Genomic DNA, 19327 nt, shown 5'->3' on the forward strand with positions numbered 1-19327 from the left:
CCGGGCAGTCGTGTATTCACGGCACGCCGCGCCCGCTGATTTGGCTGCGGCCCAGTTTGAGGTGAGCAGCCCAGTTTCAAACATGGGCTATTCATTCTCAAATGGGCTATTCAGCCGAAAGGCGCCGAAGCGGAATGAGGGCGGTGCAGTCCGGGACCGGATTTCACGGCACGCCGCGCCACATCGCATATTGCGATCGACCCATTAAACTAGTCCCTGTTAAGTGCGGGTACGCACGAGTAAGTGTCGCGTCGGGCTCATCCGCCCGGCGATGCACAGGCAATACGCGAAAGGCCTTGGATTGAAGACGGCAGAGATCAAACAACGCTGGTTGGACTACTTCGAAGCGAACGGGCACACCGTGGTCCCCTCGGCGTCGGTGATCAGCTCCGATCCGTCCATCCTGTTCAATATCGCGGGAATGGTCCAGTTCATCCCGTACCTCACCGGTCGTGAGCCTGCCCCGTTCAACCGGGCCACCAGCGTGCAGAAGTGTGTGCGCACCGGAGACATCGAAGAGGTCGGCAAGACGACCCGCCACGGCACCTTCTTCCAGATGAACGGCAACTTCTCCTTCGGCGACTACTTCAAGCGCGACGCCATCAAGTTCGCCTGGGGACTGCTGACGACCCCCGTCGCCGAGGGCGGGCTCGGCTTCGACCCGGAGCTGCTGTGGGCGACGGTGCACGAGGACGATGCAGAGACCATCGACATGTGGCTGGAGGAGACCTCCGTTCCCCGTGAGCGCATCCAGCTGCGCGACAACGAAGACAACTTCTGGCACACCGGCCAGCCCGGCCCCGGCGGCTACTGCTCCGAGATCTACTTCGACCGCGGCCCCGCCTACGGTGTCGACGGCGGACCCGTAGCCGACGAGGACCGCTACATCGAGATCTGGAACCTCGTGTTCATGGAGTTCGAACTCTCCGAGGTCCGTTCGAAGGTCGACTTCGACATCGCCGGCGACCTGCCTGCGAAGAACATCGACACCGGTATGGGACTCGAACGTGTCGCTTTCCTGCTCCAGGGCGTGGAGAACATGTACGAGATCGACGAGGTCTTCCCCGTCATCGAGGCCGCCAGCCGCCTGGCCGGGCGCAGCTATGGCGAGGACGAGCACGCCGATGTGCAGCTGCGCGTCGTCGCCGACCACGTCCGTTCGGCCCTGATCATCATCGGCGACGGAGTCCGTCCCGGCAATGAGGGCCGCGGCTACATCCTCCGCCGGCTGCTGCGCCGCGCCGTGCGCGCCATGCGTCTGCTCGGCGTCAAGGAAGAAGTCCTGCCCGAGCTGCTGCCCGTGTCCATGCAGGCCATGAAGCTGTCCTACCCGGAGCTCGAAACCGACTTCGACCGGATCTCCCGGGTCGCCTTCGCCGAGGAGAAGGCGTTCCTGCGGACCCTCGAATCCGGCACCCAGCTGTTCGCCAATGCCGCACAGTCCCTGGGCGGTGGAGACAAGACCATCAGCGGAGACATCGCCTTCGCCCTTCACGACACCCACGGGTTCCCCATCGACCTCACCCTCGAAATGGCGTCCGAAGCCGGACTCAACGTCGACGAAGCCGGGTTCCGCGAACTGATGAGTGAGCAGCGCACCCGCGCCAAGGCCGATGCCAAGGCGAAGAAGGGCGGCGGCCACACCGACCTGTCGGCCTATTCGGCACTGCTCGACGAAGGCGCCAGCGAATTCGTCGGCTACGACCGTCTCGAAGCCGACTCCCGTGTGCGCGGCATCGTTGTCGACGGAGTCGCCGCCGAGGTGCTCACCACAGGCCAGAGCGGTGACGTCGTTCTCGACCTGACGCCCTTCTACGCCGAGGCCGGCGGCCAGCGCGCCGACGTCGGACTCATCTCCGGCCACGGCTTCACCGCGCGGGTCAGCGATGTGCAGAACCCGGTCAAGGGACTGCCGGCTCACCGGGTCGAGGTCATCGACGGAGAACTGCGCGTCGGCGACGAGGTGCTCGCCGCCGTCGACCACGACCACCGCTTCCAGGGTGCCCAGGCCCACACCGCCACTCACCTCGTCCACGCCGCGCTGCGCGAGATCCTCGGCAGCCATGCCGTGCAGGCCGGTTCGCTCAACCAGCCCGGCTACATGCGCTTCGACTACTCGTTCCCCGAAGCCCCGAGCACGCAGATGCGGTCCGAGATCGAAGAGGTGGCGAACCTTGCGGTGCGCTCGAACTACGACGTCGGCACCGAATACATGTCCTTCGACGATGCGAAGAAGTCCGGTGCCATGGCGCTCTTCGGCGAGAAGTACCCGAACGTCGTGCGCGTCGTCGACATCGGCGGGCCGTTCTCGCGCGAACTCTGCGGCGGCACCCACGTCGGAGCCTCCGCCGAGGTCGGCCCGATCTCCGTGCTCTCCGAAGCCTCCGTCGGCTCCGGAGTCCGACGCATCGAAGCCGCCGTCGGCATGGACGCCTTCCGGTCCCTGGCCGCCGAGCGGACCATCGTGTCCTCCCTGTCGGAGATGCTCAAGGTCCCCGGCACCGACGTCACCGCGCGCGTGTCCGACCTGATGAGCCGGCTCAAGGACGCAGAGAAGGAGATCGCCCGGCTCAACGCCCAACAGCTGCTCGCCTCTTCGGGCAAGTTCCTCGACGAGGCACAGACCGTGGGCCGGACGCTCTTCGTCCAGGCCGAACTCGGCGATATCGCCAATGCCGGAGACATCCGCACACTGGTCACCGACCTGCGCAACCGGGTCGCCGACCGTCAGGCCGTGATCGTCGGCATCGGCGTCAGCAGCGGCAAGCCCGTCGTCGTCATCGCCACCACCGAGGCGGCCCGCGCCGCCGGCCTGCAGGCCGGCAGACTCGTGTCTCTGGCCTGCGGTGAACTCGGCGGCGGAGGCGGCGGCAAGCCCGACCTCGCCCAGGGCGGCGGCAGCAACCCCGCGGCGATCCCGTCGGCCATCGCGGCGGTCAAGGCAGCCATCCAGTGAGTTTCCGACGAGGTCGCCGGCTGGGTCTCGACATCGGTTCCGTGCGGATCGGCGTCGCCTCCTGCGACCCCGACGGGATCCTGGCCACGCCGCTGACCGTCGTCCGACGCAGCGACGAACCGGCGGCGCTGGGTCAGCTGCGTGCCATCGTCGACGAATACGAACCCATCGAACTTCTGGTGGGGGACCCGAAATCCCTCGACGGCGCCGCCCGGGCCGCAGCCGCCTCGGCGTTGGAGTTCGCCCGTCGGGTCGCCGGGGCCACCGGCACTCCTGTCCGGCTCGTCGATGAGCGCTTCACCACGGTCGAAGCCCACCACGCCCTCGCCGCGGCCGGGAAGTCATCACGCCAGCGACGCGAGATCGTCGACGCCCAGGCCGCCGTGATCATCCTCCAGAACGCCCTCGAGTACGAACACAACACCGGTGTTCCCGCCGGCCGTGAGATGCCCGACGAGGAGTACGACGTATGAGCCCCATCACCGAAGAGTTCTCGTCCGACGAAGGACTGACCCGCGCGGAAGTCCGCGCGAAGAAGCGGCGCAGAATGCTGCGTCGGCGGCGGACGACGACGATCGTGATCATCTGCATCCTCGTCTTCGGCATCGGAGGATTCTTCGGTGTGCGCGCGGCCGGGGGAGTCGTCGACGACCTGTTCGGCCCCAAGGGCGACTACGAGGGTCAGGGCACGAACGAGGTCTCGATCGAGATCGCTCCCGGCTCCTCCGCCCGCACCGTGGCCAACCAGCTCGTCGAAGCCGGGGTGATCATGAATTCCAAACCCTTCCTCGACGAGATCGAACGCCGTGAGGCGACCATCCAGGCAGGAACCTGGACGATGCGGGAGAAGATGAGTTCGGAGGCCGCGGTCGAAGCGCTCATCAACCCCATAGCCCCGCCGAAGATCACGGTCGCCGAAGGCAAACAGGTCGAAGAGATCAAGGCGATCATGATCGAGTCGGGGATGGACGCCGATGAGGTCGACAAAGCCGTCGACGACAAGACCCCGAAGGAATACGGACTCGATATCGAGGCCCCGAGCCTCGAAGGCTACCTGTACCCGGCGACGTACGACCTGAACAAGCAGAAGACCGCCGAGGACATCGTCCAGGAGATGGTCGACAAGACCGAGACCGAACTCGACGAACTGGGAATCGAGGGCAAGGACGCCAACCGCATCCTCACCCTGGCCAGCCTCGTGGAGAAGGAATCCCCGGGAGATCCCGAGGTGCGATCGAAGGTGGCCAGGACCTTCCTCAACCGCATCTCCGAGAAATCGAAGACCGGGGGGCTGCTCCAATCGGATGCGACCGTGGCCTATATCCACGGCGCCCGCTCCGACCTGACGACGACGGAGGAGGAACGCCAGTCGGACTCGCCGTACAACACGTACAAGAAGAAGGGCCTGCCTCCCGGGCCCATCAACTCGCCGAGCCAGGGAGCGGTCGAAGCTGCGCTCGAACCCGCCGACGGCGATTGGCAGTTCTTCGTCGCGACGAATCCGGACACGGGGGAGACGAAGTTCGCCGACAACTACGAGGATCACAAGAAGAACGTCGAGATCTACCGCAAATGGCTGCGCGAGCACAGGAAGGACAACGGATAGCCGGTGAGGATCCTCGCCGCAGTGCTCGGTTCGCCGATCGCCCATTCGAAGTCCCCGCTGCTCCACCGTGCCGCCTTCGCGGCGCTGAACATGGAGTCCAGCGAATACTCGCGATTCGAACTCGCAGCCGACGAGCTCGAAGGGTTCCTCGACTCCCATCCCGAGCACATCGGGTTCTCGCTGACGATGCCGTTGAAGGACCGTCTCGTCACACTCGCCGCCGTTCGCGGATGGGACATCGACGAAACGGCGGCACTGACAGCGGCCGGCAACACCCTCATCCGGCGCAGCAACCGGGTGCAGGTGGCGAACACCGACGTGCGCGGCATCGTGCGGGCGCTCTCTGCGCACAGAGACGGCGGAGCTGACAGTGCGGGAGCCGGTCGGGCGACGATCCTCGGCGCCGGGGCCACGGCCGCCTCGGCGCTCGTGGCCTGCCGCGACCTCGGGATCGCACACGTGGACTTCCGCGTCCGCAACCCGGACCGTGCCCGGCGGGTCCTCGATCTGGCCGAACGGATCGGACTGACCGCCTCGGTGGGGGATCTGAGCCGGATCGGTCCCTCGGCGATCGTCATCTCCACCCTGCCCGCCGAGGCGGCTCCCGACCCGGTCTGGGATGATGCCTTCGCCCCCGGTGCCATCGCCCTCGACGTCGCCTACGCCGCCGATTCGACGTTCCTCGCCGCGGCCGCCGCGCACGGCCTGCGCCCCGTCGCCGGAACCGCCATGCTCGTCGAACAGGCGGTCGCCCAGTTCGAGATGTTCCTCGCAGCGGCCAGGGCCGATGACGCATCGACGTCGGACAACCTGCCGGCGGCAGACGACCTGACTGCGCGGGTCGCGTCGGCCATGTACGCAGCACTCGAGAGCCCACCCGCCCGGGTCCGGGACTGAACCGGGGATCGCGATGGACACCGGAGTGCTGCACGCGATGACTGTCGGGCTCACGGTGCTGACCGCTCTGGCCGGCGGGCTCATCCTCGCGGCAACTCCGCAGACCTGGCTCAACGACTCAGCACACCTGCACCGGTGGCACGCCTCCAGATGGGCTCGAGGGCCGGGACCGCTGGTGGTCGGACTCGTCATCGCCGCAGTCGCCGCCGTCGTCTTCACCCTCACGGTGCTCGCACCACCGGAGACGGGGTGGAGCGCATATGCGCCGCTGAGCGGGACGACGTTCACCCCGGCCGAGCCGAACTCGGCCGACCGCATCGTCTCCGCCCTGCTGCTGGGCCTCGTCTCCGGCGCCACACCGTTCCTCGCCACCGCGGATGTCAGCCTACGCAGACTGCCTGATCGGATCGTTATCCCGCTGTCGCTGCTGGCCCTGGGGCTCATCATCACAGGCTCCGTGCTCGGAGACCTGCCGATGTGGTTCTCAGCATTCTTCGCCGGACTCCTCGCCCTCGTCTTCTTCACGGCACTGCACCTGGTGGGGCGTGTGCTGCGGGTTCGGTCGATGGGGCTCGGGGACGTCAAGCTCGCGTTCATCGTCTTCGCCGTGCCCGGTCTCTTCGATCCGTGGGCGCCCGCGCTCGTGCTGGCCGCCATGATGCTCATCAGCGGGATCTGGGCGCTCATCGCTGCGGTCCGAGCCGGTCGGGTCCGCGGGGTGACCATCGCCTTCGGACCGGCGATGCTTTCCGGCATGTGGCTCGGGTGCCTGTTCGCCCCAATACTTTTGTAGAATCGGTGGAATGTTGAGATGGCTGACTGCAGGCGAATCCCACGGCGAAGCGCTGACCGGGATCATTGAAGGGCTTCCCGCCCATGTACCGATCACCAGGGACGATATTCGTGCGAGCTTGGCTCGGCGCCGACTCGGCTATGGCCGCGGTGCACGGATGAAGTTCGAAGCCGACGAGGTGCGTCTCCTCGGCGGTGTCCGACACGGGCAGACCTTGGGCTCGCCCGTGGCCATCGAGGTCGGCAACACCGAATGGCCGAAATGGGAGTCCGTGATGAGCCCGGACCCCGTCGACGCCTCCGAACTCGAAGGACTGGCCCGCAACGCCCCGCTGACCCGGCCGCGTCCGGGGCATGCCGATATCGTCGGGATGCAGAAGTACGGCTTCGATGAGGCCCGTCCCGTGTTGGAGCGCGCCTCGGCACGTGAGACCGCGATGCGTGTGGCGCTGGGCACCGTGGCGGCGAACTTCCTCGCCGAACTGGGCATCACCCTCGTCTCCCACACCGTGGCCATCGGCGGTGCCGAACACTCAGCCGATGCCCTGCCCGCACTGCCGACCGCAGCCGATGTCGACGCCCTGGACGCCGATCCGGTCCGCTGCTTCGACGCAGACCTCTCGGCCGCGATGGTCACCGAGATCGACGCGGCGAAGAAGGCCGGAGACACCCTCGGCGGAGTCGTCGAGGTCCTCGCCTACGACCTGCCTCCGGGGCTGGGCTCCCATGTGCACTGGGACCGTCGTCTCGACTCCCGCCTGGCCGGCGCCCTCATGGGCATCCAGGCGATCAAGGGAGTCGAGGTCGGAGACGGATTCCTCACCACGAAGCGTCCCGGCTCGCGAGCCCATGACGAACTGGACGTCGGACCCGACGGATTCCGCCGCACGAGCAACCGCGCCGGCGGCACCGAAGGCGGCATGTCCACGGGCGGACCGCTGCGCGTGCGGGCGGGAATGAAGCCGATCGCGACAGTTCCGCGCGCCCTGGCGACGGTCGACGTCGAGACCGGTGAAGCCGCGAAGGCGAATCATCAGCGCTCCGACGTCTGCGCGGTGCCCGCCTCCGGCGTCGTCGCCGAAGCCATGGTGGCCCTCGTGCTCGCCGAGGCGGTCGTCGAGAAGTTCGGCGGAGACTCCGTTGCCGAGACGAAGCGGAACCTGGACGCCTATGTCGCGGCCATTCCGGAGAACTTCCGCATCGGACGATGAACCACCCCCCGCTGCCCAAACCGGTCCCGCCCCTGGAACCGGTCCCCGCCGCGCTCTCGCGCATCGTGCTCTCCGGTCCGCCGGCGGCAGGGAAGTCGACGATCGGTCGGCTGCTCGCCGACCGGCTCGGCCTGCCGCTGACGGACACGGACGCGAACATCGTCGACAAGTACGGGGTCATCTCGGAGATCTTCGTCGAACGCGGCGAAGATCACTTCCGACGCATCGAACGCGAGGTCGTGCGCAGAGCACTGCGTCGTCTGCTCGATCGTCCGGGCATCGTGTCCCTGGGCGGAGGAGCGATCCTCAACCCCGGCACCCGTGCCCAGCTGCGACACCCGGCGATCAAAGTCGTGCACATCGATATCGATGTCGACACCGTGGCACAGCGACTGACCGCCCCGCACCGGCCCCTGCTGCGTGGCGCCGGAAGCCCGGTGGAGAACTGGCTGGCCCTGGTCAGCGAACGCGAACCGCTCTACGAACAGGTCGCGACCTTCCGGGTCCAAGCGTCGAACTCACCGCCGTCGACGGTGGTCAACCGAGTCGTCGACGTCCTCACCGGTCTGCAGCGAGCCGAAGAGTACGCGAAGTACGCCGATCCCGACGACGACGGCTCCGGTCAACAGCGCTGAGCACAGCCCCGGCGGTGAGACGTCTGCGACCACATCGGTCACCCGTTTCGCCGCCGGGCACCGGTGAGAGCTAGGCTGGATCCGGGCCACGGAAGCCGTGCCTCGACTCCGAGCACTCACCGGGCGGCCGAGCCTTGAGAGAAGACGATGAACGATCAGGAAGACGGACGAATGAGCCTCACACGCATCAATGTGGACGCCGGCGGGAACTACCCCGTCCTCGTCGGCCAGGGACTGCTCGGCGAACTGCCCGAGCTGCTCGGCAACCGCGTCGAGAAGGTCCTCGTCATCCACCCCCGCGCCCTGCGGACGACCGGTGAGACCGTCCGCGACGACCTCGCCGCCGCCGGCCTCGAAGCCGTGGCCGCGGAGATCCCCGACGCCGAAGAGGCCAAGCACGTCCAGGTCGCCGCATTCTGCTGGCAGGTCCTCGGCCAGTCCGACTTCACCCGCACCGACGCGATCGTCACCGTCGGCGGGGGAGCGGTGAGCGATCTCGGCGGATTCGTCGCCGCCACCTGGCTGCGCGGAATCACGGTCATCCACATCCCCACCACCGTCCTCGGAATGGTCGATGCCTCCGTCGGCGGCAAGACCGGAATCAACACCGCCGAAGGCAAGAACCTCGTCGGCTCCTTCCACGCACCCGCCGGGGTCCTCGTCGACCTCGACACGCTCGGGACCCTGCCGGAGAACGAACTGTTCACCGGACTCGCCGAGGTGGTCAAGACCGGATTCATCGCCGACCCCGCGATCCTCGACCTCGTGGCGAACCATTCCAAGGACGAGATCGCCGATGTGCACGGACCCGTGCTGCGCGAGCTCATCGAACGCTCCATCCGGGTCAAGGCCGAGGTCGTCTCCGGAGACTTCAAGGAATCCGGACGTCGGGAGATACTCAACTACGGTCACACCCTCGGCCATGCGATCGAACACAAGGAGCGCTACCAGTGGCGCCACGGTGCCGCCGTGTCGGTGGGCATGGTCTTCGCCGCCGAGGTGGCGTCGATGATCAAGAGCCTGCCCTACGAAGTCGTCGACCTCCACCGCGAACTGCTCGGCAAGCTCGGGCTGCCCGTGGGGTACCGCTCCGACGTCTGGCCGCAGCTGCTCGAGACGATGAAGAGAGACAAGAAGGCCCGCGGAGCGATGCTGCGGATGGTGCTGCTCAGCGACATCGGCGAACCGAGCACCGTCGAGATCCCCGATGCCTCCATCCTCTTCACCGCCTACCAGGAGATCGGTGAGGATTCGCCGACGGTTCCCCTCGGCATCGGACTCGGCCTCGACTGACCCCGCCCAAATGGAAGCGTCCCGCTGAAGCTTGCTAGACTTGCCCAGTGGCGCATTCGTCGACCCCGAACCGCGGGGCTGGGCGGCGCGCCGTGCCGACTGCGATCACCATTCGGTGATCAGGACTGAACCGAAGAAGGACGAATTAGTGGCGACAACGAACGACCTGAAGAACGGCCTTGTGCTCAACCTCGACAACCAGCTGTGGCAGGTGCTCGAATTCCAGCACGTCAAGCCCGGAAAAGGACCGGCCTTCGTCCGCACCAAGCTGAAGAACGTCATCTCCGGCAAGATCATCGACAAGACCTTCAACGCCGGCACCAAGGTCGAGACCGCGAATGTCGACCGCCGCGATATGCAGTACCTCTACCATGACGGCACCGACTACGTGTTCATGGACGCCAAGGACTACGACCAGGTCAACATCTCCGCAGAGCTCGTCGGCGACGCCGCGAACTACATGCTCGAGAACCAGGATCTGCAGATCTCCTTCCACGAAGGCACCCCGCTGTCGGTGGAGCTGCCGCCCTCGGTCGAGCTGACCATCACCCACACCGAACCCGGACTCCAGGGCGACCGTTCGACCGGCGGATCGAAGCCGGCGACTCTCGAGACCGGCTACGAGATCCAGGTGCCCCTGTTCCTCGAAGAGGGCGTGAAGGTCAAGGTCGACACCCGCAGCGGCGACTACCTCGGTCGCGTCAAGTAAGTGGCATCCGCACGTACCCGAGCCCGTCGCCGGGCTCTCGAGCTGCTCTTCGAAGCCGGGCAGCGTCGACTGGCCATGGACGAACTCGTCACCCTGCGGTCGAACGATCCCGACTACCCGATGAAGGAATACGCGGTCGAGATCGTCACGGGCATCACCGAGAAGCACGCGGAGATCGATGAGATCATCTCCACCTACTCAGAAGGCTGGACCCTGGACCGGATGCCGGCCGTCGACCGGTCTCTGCTCGAGATCGGAACCTGGGAGATGCTGTTCAACGACGAGGTCCCCGACAAGGTGGCCATCGACGAAGCCGTGTCACTGGCCAGACAGTTCTCCACAGATGACTCACCCGGTTTCGTCTCGGGGCTGCTCTCCCGCATCCTCGACGTCAAACCGACACTCATCTGACGGCGGGTCCGCACTTCGGACCCGCCCGCCGGTGGGTTTCCCACCGGGTCTACAATCGAATCGAAGCACTCCTTTAACCACCGTCCAGAGAGGCGGAGAAGGGGAAATATGACACAGCGAACAGTGCTGGACGCCCCCGATATCTCGCGGGCGATCACCCGGATCGCCCATGAGATCATCGAATCCAACAAGGGCAGCGACGACCTCGTGCTCCTCGGCATTCCGCGCCGCGGAGTCCCGCTCGCCCACCGACTCGCCGAGGCGATCGCCTCGATCTCCGGGAATCCCGAGGCCGCTGCCGAACTCTCCGGCAGCCTCGACATCACGATGTACCGCGACGATCTGCGAGGCGGCTCCTACCGGGCGCCCGAACCCACCACCATCCCGAGTGCGGGAATCGATGCGAAGACCGTCGTCCTCGTCGACGATGTGCTCTTCTCCGGACGCACCATCCGTGCCGCCCTCGATGCCCTCGCCGATGTCGGCCGGCCCGCCAAGGTCCGGCTCGCCGTCCTCGTCGACCGCGGCCACCGGGACCTGCCGATCCGTGCCGACCATGTCGGCAAGAACCTGCCGACCTCGAGCAGTGAACGCGTCAACGTCTGTCTGACCGAAATCGACGGAGACGACTCCGTGAGCATCTCGGGAGGCCGGGAATGAAGCATCTGCTCGACACCGCGACGCTCAGCCGAGACGACGCCATCGGCATCCTCGACATCGCCGAGGAGATGACGCTGGTCTCCGAACGCGAAGTCAAGAAGCTGCCCGTGCTGCGCGGACGCACGGTGGTCAACCTCTTCTTCGAGGACTCCACACGCACCCGCCTGTCCTTCGAAGCCGCGGCCAAACGGCTTTCGGCCGATGTGCTCAACTTCTCCGCCAAGGGCTCCTCCGTTTCGAAGGGCGAAAGCCTCCAGGACACGATCCAGACGATCTCGGCGATGGGCGCCGATGCCATCGTCGTCCGCCATCCCGGAGCCGGCACGGCCCATCGTCTCGCCCACACCGGGTGGATCGACGTCCCCGTCGTCAACGCCGGCGACGGCACCCACGAACATCCCACCCAGGCGCTGCTCGACGCGTTCACCCTGCGTCGGGCACTGGCCGGAGTCCCCGCCTCGGGGCCGGTGGCCGGGGGACCGCGCGGTCAGGGACTCGACGGAGCGAAGGTCGCCATCGTCGGGGATATCCTGCATTCCCGTGTGGCCCGGTCGAACGTGCACCTGCTCGCCCGCCTCGGCGCGGATGTCCACCTCATCGCCCCGCCCACCCTGCTGCCGTGGGGAGTCGACGACTGGCCGGTGACCGTCCACTTCGACTTCGATTCGGCCCTGAGCGCGGTGGACTTCGCCGCCGTGATGATGCTGCGGGTCCAGCACGAGCGGATGCACGAGTCCTTCTTCCCCAACGAACGCGAATACGCCCGCTTGTGGGGACTGAGCGCGGCCCGGCTGGCCACACTGCCGGCCTCGACCTTCATCATGCACCCGGGTCCCATGAACCGCGGTTTCGAGATCTCCGCTGCCGCAGCGGACTCACCCCGCGCCCTCGTTCTCGACCAGGTCGAGAACGGAGTGAGCGTGCGCATGGCGGTCCTCTACCGTCTGCTGACCGGTCAGGAGGAGACCAATGACTGATTACCTCATCCGCGGCGCCGACGTCCTCGGCCGCGGCGTCGCCGATATCGCGATCCGTCACGGACGCATCGTCGACCCCGAGCTTCTGGGCACAGGCGACCACGAGATCGTCGACGCTGCGGGCCTCGTGGCTCTGCCCGGCCTCGTCGACATGCACACCCACCTGCGCGAACCCGGCAAAGAGGACGCCGAGACCGTGCTCACAGGGTCCCGATCGGCGGCGTCGGGCGGCTACACCTGCGTCCACGCCATGGCCAACACCGCGCCCGTGGCCGACACGGCAGGAGTCGTCGGACAGGTCCACCGCCTCGGCCGCTCGTCCGGATTCACCGAAGTCGTGCCCGTCGGCGCCGTGACCACCGGCCTCGAGGGCCGTCAGCTCGCCGAATTGGGCGCCATGGCACGTTCGGGTGCCCGCGTGCGCATGTTCTCCGATGACGGCATCTGCGTCTCCGATCCGCTGCTCATGCGCCGCGCCCTCGAATACGTCAAGACCTTCGGCGGGATTATCGCCCAGCACGCACAGGAACCGCGCCTGACCGAGGGCGCACAGATGAACGAGGGAACGGTCTCGGCCGAACTCGGACTGCCCGGCTGGCCCGCCGTCGCCGAGGAATCGATCATCGCCCGTGATGTGCTCCTGGCCGAACACGTCGGATCCCGGCTGCACATCTGCCACGTCTCCACCGCCGGCAGCGTCGACCTCGTCCGCTGGGCCAAGGCCCGAGGGATCGCCGTGACCGCCGAGGTGACACCGCACCATCTCATGCTCACCGACGAACTCGTACGCACCTTCGACCCCGTGTACAAGGTCAACCCGCCGCTGCGCACCGACCGTGACGTCCAGGCGCTGCGGACTGCCCTGGCGGACGGCACGATCGACGTCGTCGGCACCGACCACGCCCCGCACACCGCCGAACACAAGTGCAGCGAATGGACCGCCGCGGCCATGGGCATGGTCGGCATGGAATCCGCGCTGTCCATCGTCGTCGCCGCCATGGCCGACCACGACTTCGACTTCGGCGATGTGGCCCGTGTGATGTCGTCGGCCCCGGCTCGGATCACCGGAGCCTCCGGGCACGGCAGCCTCGAAGTCGGGGCGAGCGCGAACATCGTCCTCGTCGACCCGGCCGCACCGCACCGCATCGAACCCGCCGACCACGCCACGAAGGGACGGAACAACCCCTTCGCCGGCGTCGAAGTGACCACGCAGGTCACCGACACCTTCTTCTACGGCCACCGGGTCTTGGCCGCAGGGGCACTGACCACACCCCACCCGGCAGGAGCAACATGGACACAACAGTAGGCACACTGATCGTCGCCGCAGTCATCGTCATCGTGATCGTCGCGATCGCCTGGGGATGGAGCCGACGCAAACAGGCCCAGGCGGAAGTCGTCACCCCGCCGAAGCCCCATATGGGCATCAAAGCCGTCGCCGAACCCGTCGAAGGCTCCTATGTGTCGACGACGAAAGCCGGCCATCCGCTCGAACGCGTCGCCGTCCACGGCCTGGGCATCCGCACCACCGGGGAACTCGTCGTCACCGACGGGGGAGTGATCATGGACCTGGCCGGACGCGACGACTTCCTCATCCCGCGCCGCGACATCGTCTCCGTGGACACCACGAACGGGATGATCGGCAAATTCGTCGAACGCGGAGGCATCATCCGCATCACCTGGCACCTCGGCGACACCCTCGTCGACACGGGCTTCCGCGCCCGCTACGCCGCATCCACCACCCCCACCGTCGACCGCATCCGAGAAATGATCGAAGAGGCACAATGAGCTTTTCCACCACCCCCGCCGTCCTCGTCCTCGAAGACGGCCGGACCTTCCACGGATCCGCCTACGGACAACTCGGCGAGACCACCGGGGAGGCCGTGTTCGTCACCGCCATGTCCGGCTACCAGGAGACGCTGACCGACCCGTCCTACCACCGGCAGATCATCATCCAGGCCGCTCCGCACATCGGCAACACCGGCGTCAACCGCACCGATGACGAATCCGCCCGGATCTGGGCGGCCGGCTACGTCGTCCGCGACGCCTCCCGGATCTCGTCGAACTGGCGGTCCGAAGGCGACCTCGTCGACTGGCTGACCGAGTCCGGGATCGTCGGCATCTCCGACGTCGACACCCGCGCGCTGACCCGACATCTGCGCGACAAGGGAGCCATGCGCGTGGGCATCTTCTCCGGCCCCGCTGCCGAGGCGCCCGAGTCCGAACTCCTCGCCCGTGTCCAGGCCTCCCCGCAGATGGCCGGAGCCAATCTCGTCGACGAGGTCTCGGTCACCGAACCGACCCTCGTTCCCGCCCGCGGGGAGAAGAGGTTCAGCGTCGCCGCCGTCGACCTCGGCATCAAGTCGATGACCCCCGAGCGACTGTCCGAACGCGGAATCGACGTCCATGTGCTGCCGTCGACGATCAGCTTCGAGCAGATCCGAGCCCTCGGCGTCGACGGAGTCTTCTTCTCCAACGGCCCCGGCGACCCTGCCACCGCAGACGACCAGGTCGAACTGCTGCGCGCCGTGCTCGATGCAGGCATGCCGTTCTTCGGCATCTGCTTCGGCAACCAGCTGCTCGGTCGGGCCCTGGGCTTCGGCACCTATAAGCTGCCCTTCGGCCACCGCGGCATCAACGTGCCCGTGATGGATCGGACCACGGGCAAGGTCGAGATCACCTCGCAGAACCACGGCTTCGCCGTCGACGCTCCGCTGACGGGTGAGACCATCGCCCCGCACAAGGCCGACTACGGCCGGGTCACTGTGTCCCATGTGTGCCTCAACGACGATGTCGTCGAGGGACTCGCCTGCCTCGACATTCCCGCCTTCTCCGTCCAATTCCACCCCGAGGCCGCGGCCGGACCGCACGATTCGAGCTACCTGTTCGATCGCTTCGTCGACCTCATGTCCGCTTCCCAGGCCGATTCGGCTGCCCAGGCCTAAGGAGAACACCCAATGCCACTGAGACACGACCTCACCTCCGTCCTCGTCATCGGCTCCGGCCCCATCGTCATCGGCCAGGCCTGCGAATTCGACTATTCGGGCACCCAAGCCTGCCGCGTGCTGCGCTCCGAGGGGCTGCGCGTCATCCTCATCAACTCGAATCCGGCGACCATCATGACCGACCCGGACATCGCCGATGCCACGTATGTCGAACCGATCGATCCGGACGTCATCGAGACGATCATCGAGAAGGAGCGCCCCGACGCGCTTCTGCCCACCCTGGGCGGACAGACGGCACTCAACGCGGCCATCGCCCTCCACGACGCAGGAGTGCTCGAGAAGTACGGCGTCGAACTCATCGGTGCCGATGTCGATGCCATCCAGCGCGGTGAGGACCGCCAGAAGTTCAAGGACATCGCTGAGGCCTGCGGCGCCGAGGTGGCCCGGTCCGCCATCTGCCACACCCTCGACGAAGCCCTGGCAGCGGCCGAAGAGCTCAACTACCCGGTCGTCGTGCGCCCCTCGTTCACCATGGGCGGCCTCGGTTCGGGCATGGCCTACGACGAAGCCGATCTGCGCCGCATCGCCGGCGCCGGCCTGTCCGACTCCATCACCCACGAGGTGCTGCTCGAGGAATCGATCCTCGGGTGGAAGGAATACGAGCTCGAGCTCATGCGCGACAACAAGGACAACGTCGTCGTCGTGTGCTCGATCGAGAACGTCGACCCCGTCGGCGTGCACACCGGTGACTCGATCACCGTGGCCCCGGCGCTGACCCTGACGGACCGGGAATACCAGTCGATGCGCGATATCGGCATCGCCATCATCCGCGCCGTCGGCGTGGACACCGGCGGCTGCAACATCCAGTTCGCCGTCGACCCCAAGACCGGCCGCATCATCACCATCGAGATGAACCCGCGCGTGTCCCGGTCGTCTGCGCTGGCGTCGAAGGCCACGGGCTTCCCGATAGCGAAGATGGCCGCGAAGCTCGCCGTCGGCTACTCGCTCGACGAGATCCCCAACGACATCACGAAGGTCACCCCGGCCAGCTTCGAACCGACGCTGGATTATGTGGTCGTGAAGATCCCGCGCTTCACCTTCGAGAAGTTCCCGGCCGCGGATCCGACCCTGACGACGACGATGAAATCCGTCGGCGAAGTCATGGCCCTGGGGCGCAACTTCACCACCGCGTTGCAGAAGGCGATGCGCTCACTCGAGCAGAAGGGCTCCTCGTTCAGTTGGACCGACCTGCCCGACGTCTCCGACGACGTCCGCGAATCCGTCCTCGAAGCCATCTCGCACGCCACCGCCGACCGCATCCACTCGGTCCAGCGCGGACTCGCCGCCGGGCTGAGCGCGGCAGAGGTCTTCGACGCCTGCGAGATCGACCCCTGGTACCTCGATCAGATCCAGCTCATCAACGAGGTGGCCGCCCATATCCGCGACGCCGCCGAGCTCGACGAGCAGGTCCTGCGGGTCGCGAAGAACCACGGCTTCTCCGACGAGCAGATCGCGGGGCTGCGCAGCCTCGACACGAGTGTCGTCACCGGCATCCGCCACGCGCTGCGCGTGCGTCCGGTGTTCAAGACCGTCGACACCTGCGCCGGAGAATTCGAAGCGAAGACTCCCTACCACTACTCGAGCTACGACTCCGAGACCGAGGTCATGCCGCGCGACCGCCCGGCCGTGATCATCCTCGGCTCGGGACCGAACCGGATCGGCCAGGGCATCGAGTTCGACTACTCGTGCGTGCATGCCACCATGGCGATCGGCTCGGCCGGATACGAGACGATCATGGTCAACTGCAATCCGGAGACCGTGTCGACCGACTACGACACCGCTGATCGTCTGTACTTCGAGCCATTGACGTTCGAAGACGTCATGGAGGTCTACCACGCCGAACTCGCCGCCGGTGAGGTCCTCGGCGTCGTGTGCACCCTCGGCGGGCAGACCCCGTTGGGCCTGGCCGACAAGCTCAAGGCCGCAGGCGTGCCGGTGCTCGGCACGCAGCCCGAAGCCATCGACCTGGCCGAGGATCGCGGAGAGTTCGGAACCGTGCTGGAGAGGGCCGGACTCACCGCTCCCAAGCACGGCACCGCGGTGACCTCTGCGGAAGCGGCAGCGATCGCCGAGAACATCGGCTACCCGGTGCTCGTGCGGCCCTCCTACGTCCTCGGGGGACGCGGAATGCAGATCGTCTACGATCGCACTCAGCTGTTCGACTACATGGCCAGCGCCACGGAGATCTCCACCGATCGTCCGGTCCTGGTCGACCGGTTCCTCGAAGACGCCATCGAGATCGACGTCGATGCCCTCTACGACGGCAACGAGGTCTACATCGGCGGAATCATGGAGCACATCGAAGAAGCCGGAATCCACTCCGGCGACTCCGCCTGCGTACTGCCGTCGCTGACGCTGGGCGAGGACGTGCTCGAGCGCGTCCGCCAGGGGACGAAGGCCATCGCCGAAGGTGTGGGCGTGCGTGGACTGCTCAACATCCAGTTCGCCATCGCCGCCGACGTCCTCCACGTCATCGAAGCCAATCCGCGTGCCTCGCGCACCGTGCCGTTCGTCTCGAAGGCGACGTCGACTCAGCTGGCCAAGGCCGCGGCGCTCATCGCCGTGGGCCGCACGATCGACGATCTGCGCGGTGACCTGCTGGCCGCAGAGGGCGATGGCTCGACCCTGCCGCTCGACCATCCGATCGCCGTCAAGGAGGCGGTCCTGCCGTTCCGTCGGTTCACCACCGTCGACGGTAAGATCGTCGACTCGATCCTCGGTCCCGAGATGCGCTCGACCGGTGAGGTCATGGGCATCGACCACAACTTCCCGACCGCGTTTGCGAAGGGACTGCTCGGGGCATCCGTGAAGCTGCCGACCTCGGGCACGGTGTTCGTCTCGGTGGCCGATCGGGACAAACGCGCCATGGTGCTGCCGGTCAAGGAACTCGTCGATATGGGCTTCGACGTCGTTGCGACCACCGGCACCGCGGCCGTGCTCTCCCGCTACGGGATCAAGACCACTCAGGTGCACAAGCACTTCGAGGCCGATGCCGAAGACCGCACAGTCATCGACTACCTCACCGCGGGCACCATCGACATGGTCATCAACGTGCCGTCGGGTCGGCAGGAACGCGCCGACGGCTATGAGATCCGAGCCGCGGCGACCGCGAACTCCGTGCCCCTGATCACCACGCTCGCCGAATTCGCCGCCGCAGTGACCTCCCTCGAAGTGATCCGCGACTCGAAGTTCGACGTGCGCAGTCTGCAGGACTGGAGCGCCTGATGTTCGGCACTCGGCTGGCAGCCGCCATGGAACAACACGGGCCGCTGTGCGTGGGCATCGACCCGCACGAGCATCTGCTGGCCTCCTGGGGGCTGCCGGCCAGTGCTGCAGGCGTCCGCGAGTTCGCCCTTCGTACGGTCGGGCAGCTCAAGGGATCGGTGGCAGCCGTGAAACCGCAGTCCGCGTTCTTCGAACAGTACGGCTCCGCCGGAGTCGCCGCTCTCGAAGAGACCCTGGCCGCGGCCAAGGACGCCGGTCTGCTCACCGTCCTCGACATCAAACGCGGTGACATCGGCTCGACCATGGGTGCCTACGCGAGGGCCTACCTCGACCCCGCCTCGGCGCTGGCCGCGGACTCGATCACGGTCTCGCCCTACCTCGGGTTCGGAGCCCTGGAGCCGGCATTCGAGCTCGCGGCCGCTCACGGCAAGGGCATCTTCGTCCTTGCGCTGACCTCGAACCCGGAAGGGGCGGAGGTCCAGCACGCCGTGCGAGACGGCGAATCGGTGGCCGCAGCGATCGTGTCCCGAGTGCGGCAGCGCAATGCTCGGGCATTGGAGTCGGCCGACGAGCTCGGTTCGTTCGGGCTCGTCGTCGGAGCGACCATCGGCACCGCAGCAGCGGACCTGGGATTCGATCCCAGCGACTGCGGGGGACCGATCCTCGCCCCCGGCGTCGGCGCACAGGGCGCAGGTCTGGCCGAACTGCGCGCAGTCTTCGGAGACCGGGCCCTGTCGTCGGGTCAGGTGCTCGCCACCGCGTCCCGGGCAGTCCTCGGCGCCGGTCCCGACGGATTGGCCGACGCCGCAGCCGCACTCAACCGTGACCTGAGGGCAGCGGACTGAACACCGGTGCCCGGATCGCGGGGCGGTCCGGGCACCGGATTCGGCGTCCGGCGGAGGAGTGGATTCCGGCTCGCCGAGGCATAAATTTCGGCTCATATCGCCTCTCGG

17 protein-coding genes are annotated in these 19327 nt (G+C 66.9%); all 17 read left to right on the forward strand.

The annotated features are described in order from the left end of the window. Positions 1-301 precede the first annotated feature (301 nt). The 17 genes from alaS to pyrF all read left to right on the forward strand — a co-directional run bounded on the left by alaS (position 302) and on the right by pyrF (position 19219). A complete protein-coding gene (alaS, locus tag BLIN9172_RS01050) occupies positions 302-2956 on the forward strand; it encodes an alanine--tRNA ligase (protein ID WP_101553458.1) in 2655 nt (884 codons plus the stop codon). Beyond that, a complete protein-coding gene (ruvX, locus tag BLIN9172_RS01055; protein WP_101553459.1) occupies positions 2953-3429 on the forward strand; it encodes a Holliday junction resolvase RuvX in 477 nt (158 codons plus the stop codon). The genes alaS and ruvX overlap by 4 nt, the downstream gene beginning before the upstream one ends. Further along, positions 3426-4562, forward strand: coding sequence for an endolytic transglycosylase MltG (gene mltG, locus BLIN9172_RS01060; RefSeq protein WP_101553460.1), 1137 nt, complete (start codon positions 3426-3428; stop codon positions 4560-4562). The genes ruvX and mltG overlap by 4 nt, the downstream gene beginning before the upstream one ends. 3 nt (positions 4563-4565) lie before the next feature. Further along, positions 4566-5459: a shikimate dehydrogenase family protein gene (locus BLIN9172_RS01065; protein WP_101553461.1), complete on the forward strand. Its 894-nt coding sequence runs from the start codon at positions 4566-4568 to the stop codon at positions 5457-5459. Positions 5460-5472: 13 nt separating this feature from the next. Beyond that, on the forward strand, positions 5473-6252 hold the full coding sequence (locus tag BLIN9172_RS01070; RefSeq protein WP_127364406.1) for a prepilin peptidase: 780 nt from the start codon (positions 5473-5475) through the stop codon (positions 6250-6252). A 10-nt stretch (positions 6253-6262) separates the two neighbouring features. Next, on the forward strand, positions 6263-7462 hold the full coding sequence (aroC, locus tag BLIN9172_RS01075; RefSeq protein WP_101553462.1) for a chorismate synthase: 1200 nt from the start codon (positions 6263-6265) through the stop codon (positions 7460-7462). Next, positions 7459-8097 carry a shikimate kinase gene (locus BLIN9172_RS01080; protein WP_101553463.1) on the forward strand — a complete coding sequence of 213 codons (639 nt, stop codon included), beginning with the start codon at positions 7459-7461 and terminating at the stop codon, positions 8095-8097. The genes aroC and BLIN9172_RS01080 overlap by 4 nt, the downstream gene beginning before the upstream one ends. 171 nt (positions 8098-8268) lie before the next feature. Continuing rightward, positions 8269-9390, forward strand: a complete 1122-nt coding sequence (aroB, locus tag BLIN9172_RS01085) for a 3-dehydroquinate synthase (protein ID WP_101553556.1) — start codon at positions 8269-8271, stop codon at positions 9388-9390. 148 nt (positions 9391-9538) lie between these two features. After that, the gene (gene efp, locus BLIN9172_RS01090) at positions 9539-10099 is read left to right on the forward strand and encodes an elongation factor P (protein WP_025777834.1); all 561 of its coding nucleotides are present in this window, start codon (positions 9539-9541) and stop codon (positions 10097-10099) included. Then, complete coding sequence (nusB, locus tag BLIN9172_RS01095; protein WP_101553464.1) at positions 10100-10510, forward strand: transcription antitermination factor NusB; 411 nt, start codon at positions 10100-10102, stop codon at positions 10508-10510. Positions 10511-10618: 108 nt separating this feature from the next. Beyond that, complete coding sequence (pyrR, locus tag BLIN9172_RS01100) at positions 10619-11170, forward strand: bifunctional pyr operon transcriptional regulator/uracil phosphoribosyltransferase PyrR (protein ID WP_101553465.1); 552 nt, start codon at positions 10619-10621, stop codon at positions 11168-11170. Beyond that, positions 11167-12147, forward strand: a complete 981-nt coding sequence (locus tag BLIN9172_RS01105) for an aspartate carbamoyltransferase catalytic subunit (RefSeq protein ID WP_101553466.1) — start codon at positions 11167-11169, stop codon at positions 12145-12147. Before pyrR ends, BLIN9172_RS01105 begins: the two co-directional genes overlap by 4 nt. Further along, complete coding sequence (locus BLIN9172_RS01110) at positions 12140-13453, forward strand: dihydroorotase (RefSeq protein ID WP_101553467.1); 1314 nt, start codon at positions 12140-12142, stop codon at positions 13451-13453. Before BLIN9172_RS01105 ends, BLIN9172_RS01110 begins: the two co-directional genes overlap by 8 nt. Then, positions 13438-13932 carry a PH-like domain-containing protein gene (locus BLIN9172_RS01115; RefSeq protein WP_101553468.1) on the forward strand — a complete coding sequence of 165 codons (495 nt, stop codon included), beginning with the start codon at positions 13438-13440 and terminating at the stop codon, positions 13930-13932. Before BLIN9172_RS01110 ends, BLIN9172_RS01115 begins: the two co-directional genes overlap by 16 nt. Then, the gene (carA, locus tag BLIN9172_RS01120) at positions 13929-15089 is read left to right on the forward strand and encodes a glutamine-hydrolyzing carbamoyl-phosphate synthase small subunit (protein WP_101553469.1); all 1161 of its coding nucleotides are present in this window, start codon (positions 13929-13931) and stop codon (positions 15087-15089) included. Before BLIN9172_RS01115 ends, carA begins: the two co-directional genes overlap by 4 nt. Before the next feature lie 12 nt (positions 15090-15101). After that, positions 15102-18374, forward strand: coding sequence for a carbamoyl-phosphate synthase large subunit (carB, locus tag BLIN9172_RS01125; RefSeq protein WP_101553470.1), 3273 nt, complete (start codon positions 15102-15104; stop codon positions 18372-18374). Continuing rightward, positions 18374-19219, forward strand: coding sequence for an orotidine-5'-phosphate decarboxylase (gene pyrF / locus BLIN9172_RS01130; protein WP_101553471.1), 846 nt, complete (start codon positions 18374-18376; stop codon positions 19217-19219). The genes carB and pyrF overlap by 1 nt, the downstream gene beginning before the upstream one ends. Positions 19220-19327: the final 108 nt, after the last annotated feature.

The organism is Brevibacterium linens ATCC 9172 (assembly GCF_900169165.1).
In the GTDB taxonomy this organism is placed as follows: domain Bacteria; phylum Actinomycetota; class Actinomycetes; order Actinomycetales; family Brevibacteriaceae; genus Brevibacterium; species Brevibacterium linens.

Excerpts from the sequence above, each read along its gene's own strand:
- aroC (WP_101553462.1), top strand. The coding sequence starts at position 6,263 with ATGTTGAGATGGCTGACTGCAGGCGAATCCCACGGCGAAGCGCTGACC.
- BLIN9172_RS01105 (WP_101553466.1), top strand. The coding sequence starts at position 11,167 with ATGAAGCATCTGCTCGACACCGCGACGCTCAGCCGAGACGACGCCATC.
- pyrF (WP_101553471.1), top strand. The coding sequence starts at position 18,374 with ATGTTCGGCACTCGGCTGGCAGCCGCCATGGAACAACACGGGCCGCTG.
- aroB (WP_101553556.1), top strand. The coding sequence starts at position 8,269 with ATGAGCCTCACACGCATCAATGTGGACGCCGGCGGGAACTACCCCGTC.
- carA (WP_101553469.1), top strand. The coding sequence starts at position 13,929 with ATGAGCTTTTCCACCACCCCCGCCGTCCTCGTCCTCGAAGACGGCCGG.
- BLIN9172_RS01115 (WP_101553468.1), top strand. The coding sequence starts at position 13,438 with ATGGACACAACAGTAGGCACACTGATCGTCGCCGCAGTCATCGTCATC.
- carB (WP_101553470.1), top strand. The coding sequence starts at position 15,102 with ATGCCACTGAGACACGACCTCACCTCCGTCCTCGTCATCGGCTCCGGC.
- pyrR (WP_101553465.1), top strand. The coding sequence starts at position 10,619 with ATGACACAGCGAACAGTGCTGGACGCCCCCGATATCTCGCGGGCGATC.
- mltG (WP_101553460.1), top strand. The coding sequence starts at position 3,426 with ATGAGCCCCATCACCGAAGAGTTCTCGTCCGACGAAGGACTGACCCGC.
- BLIN9172_RS01070 (WP_127364406.1), top strand. The coding sequence starts at position 5,473 with ATGGACACCGGAGTGCTGCACGCGATGACTGTCGGGCTCACGGTGCTG.
- BLIN9172_RS01110 (WP_101553467.1), top strand. The coding sequence starts at position 12,140 with ATGACTGATTACCTCATCCGCGGCGCCGACGTCCTCGGCCGCGGCGTC.
- BLIN9172_RS01080 (WP_101553463.1), top strand. The coding sequence starts at position 7,459 with ATGAACCACCCCCCGCTGCCCAAACCGGTCCCGCCCCTGGAACCGGTC.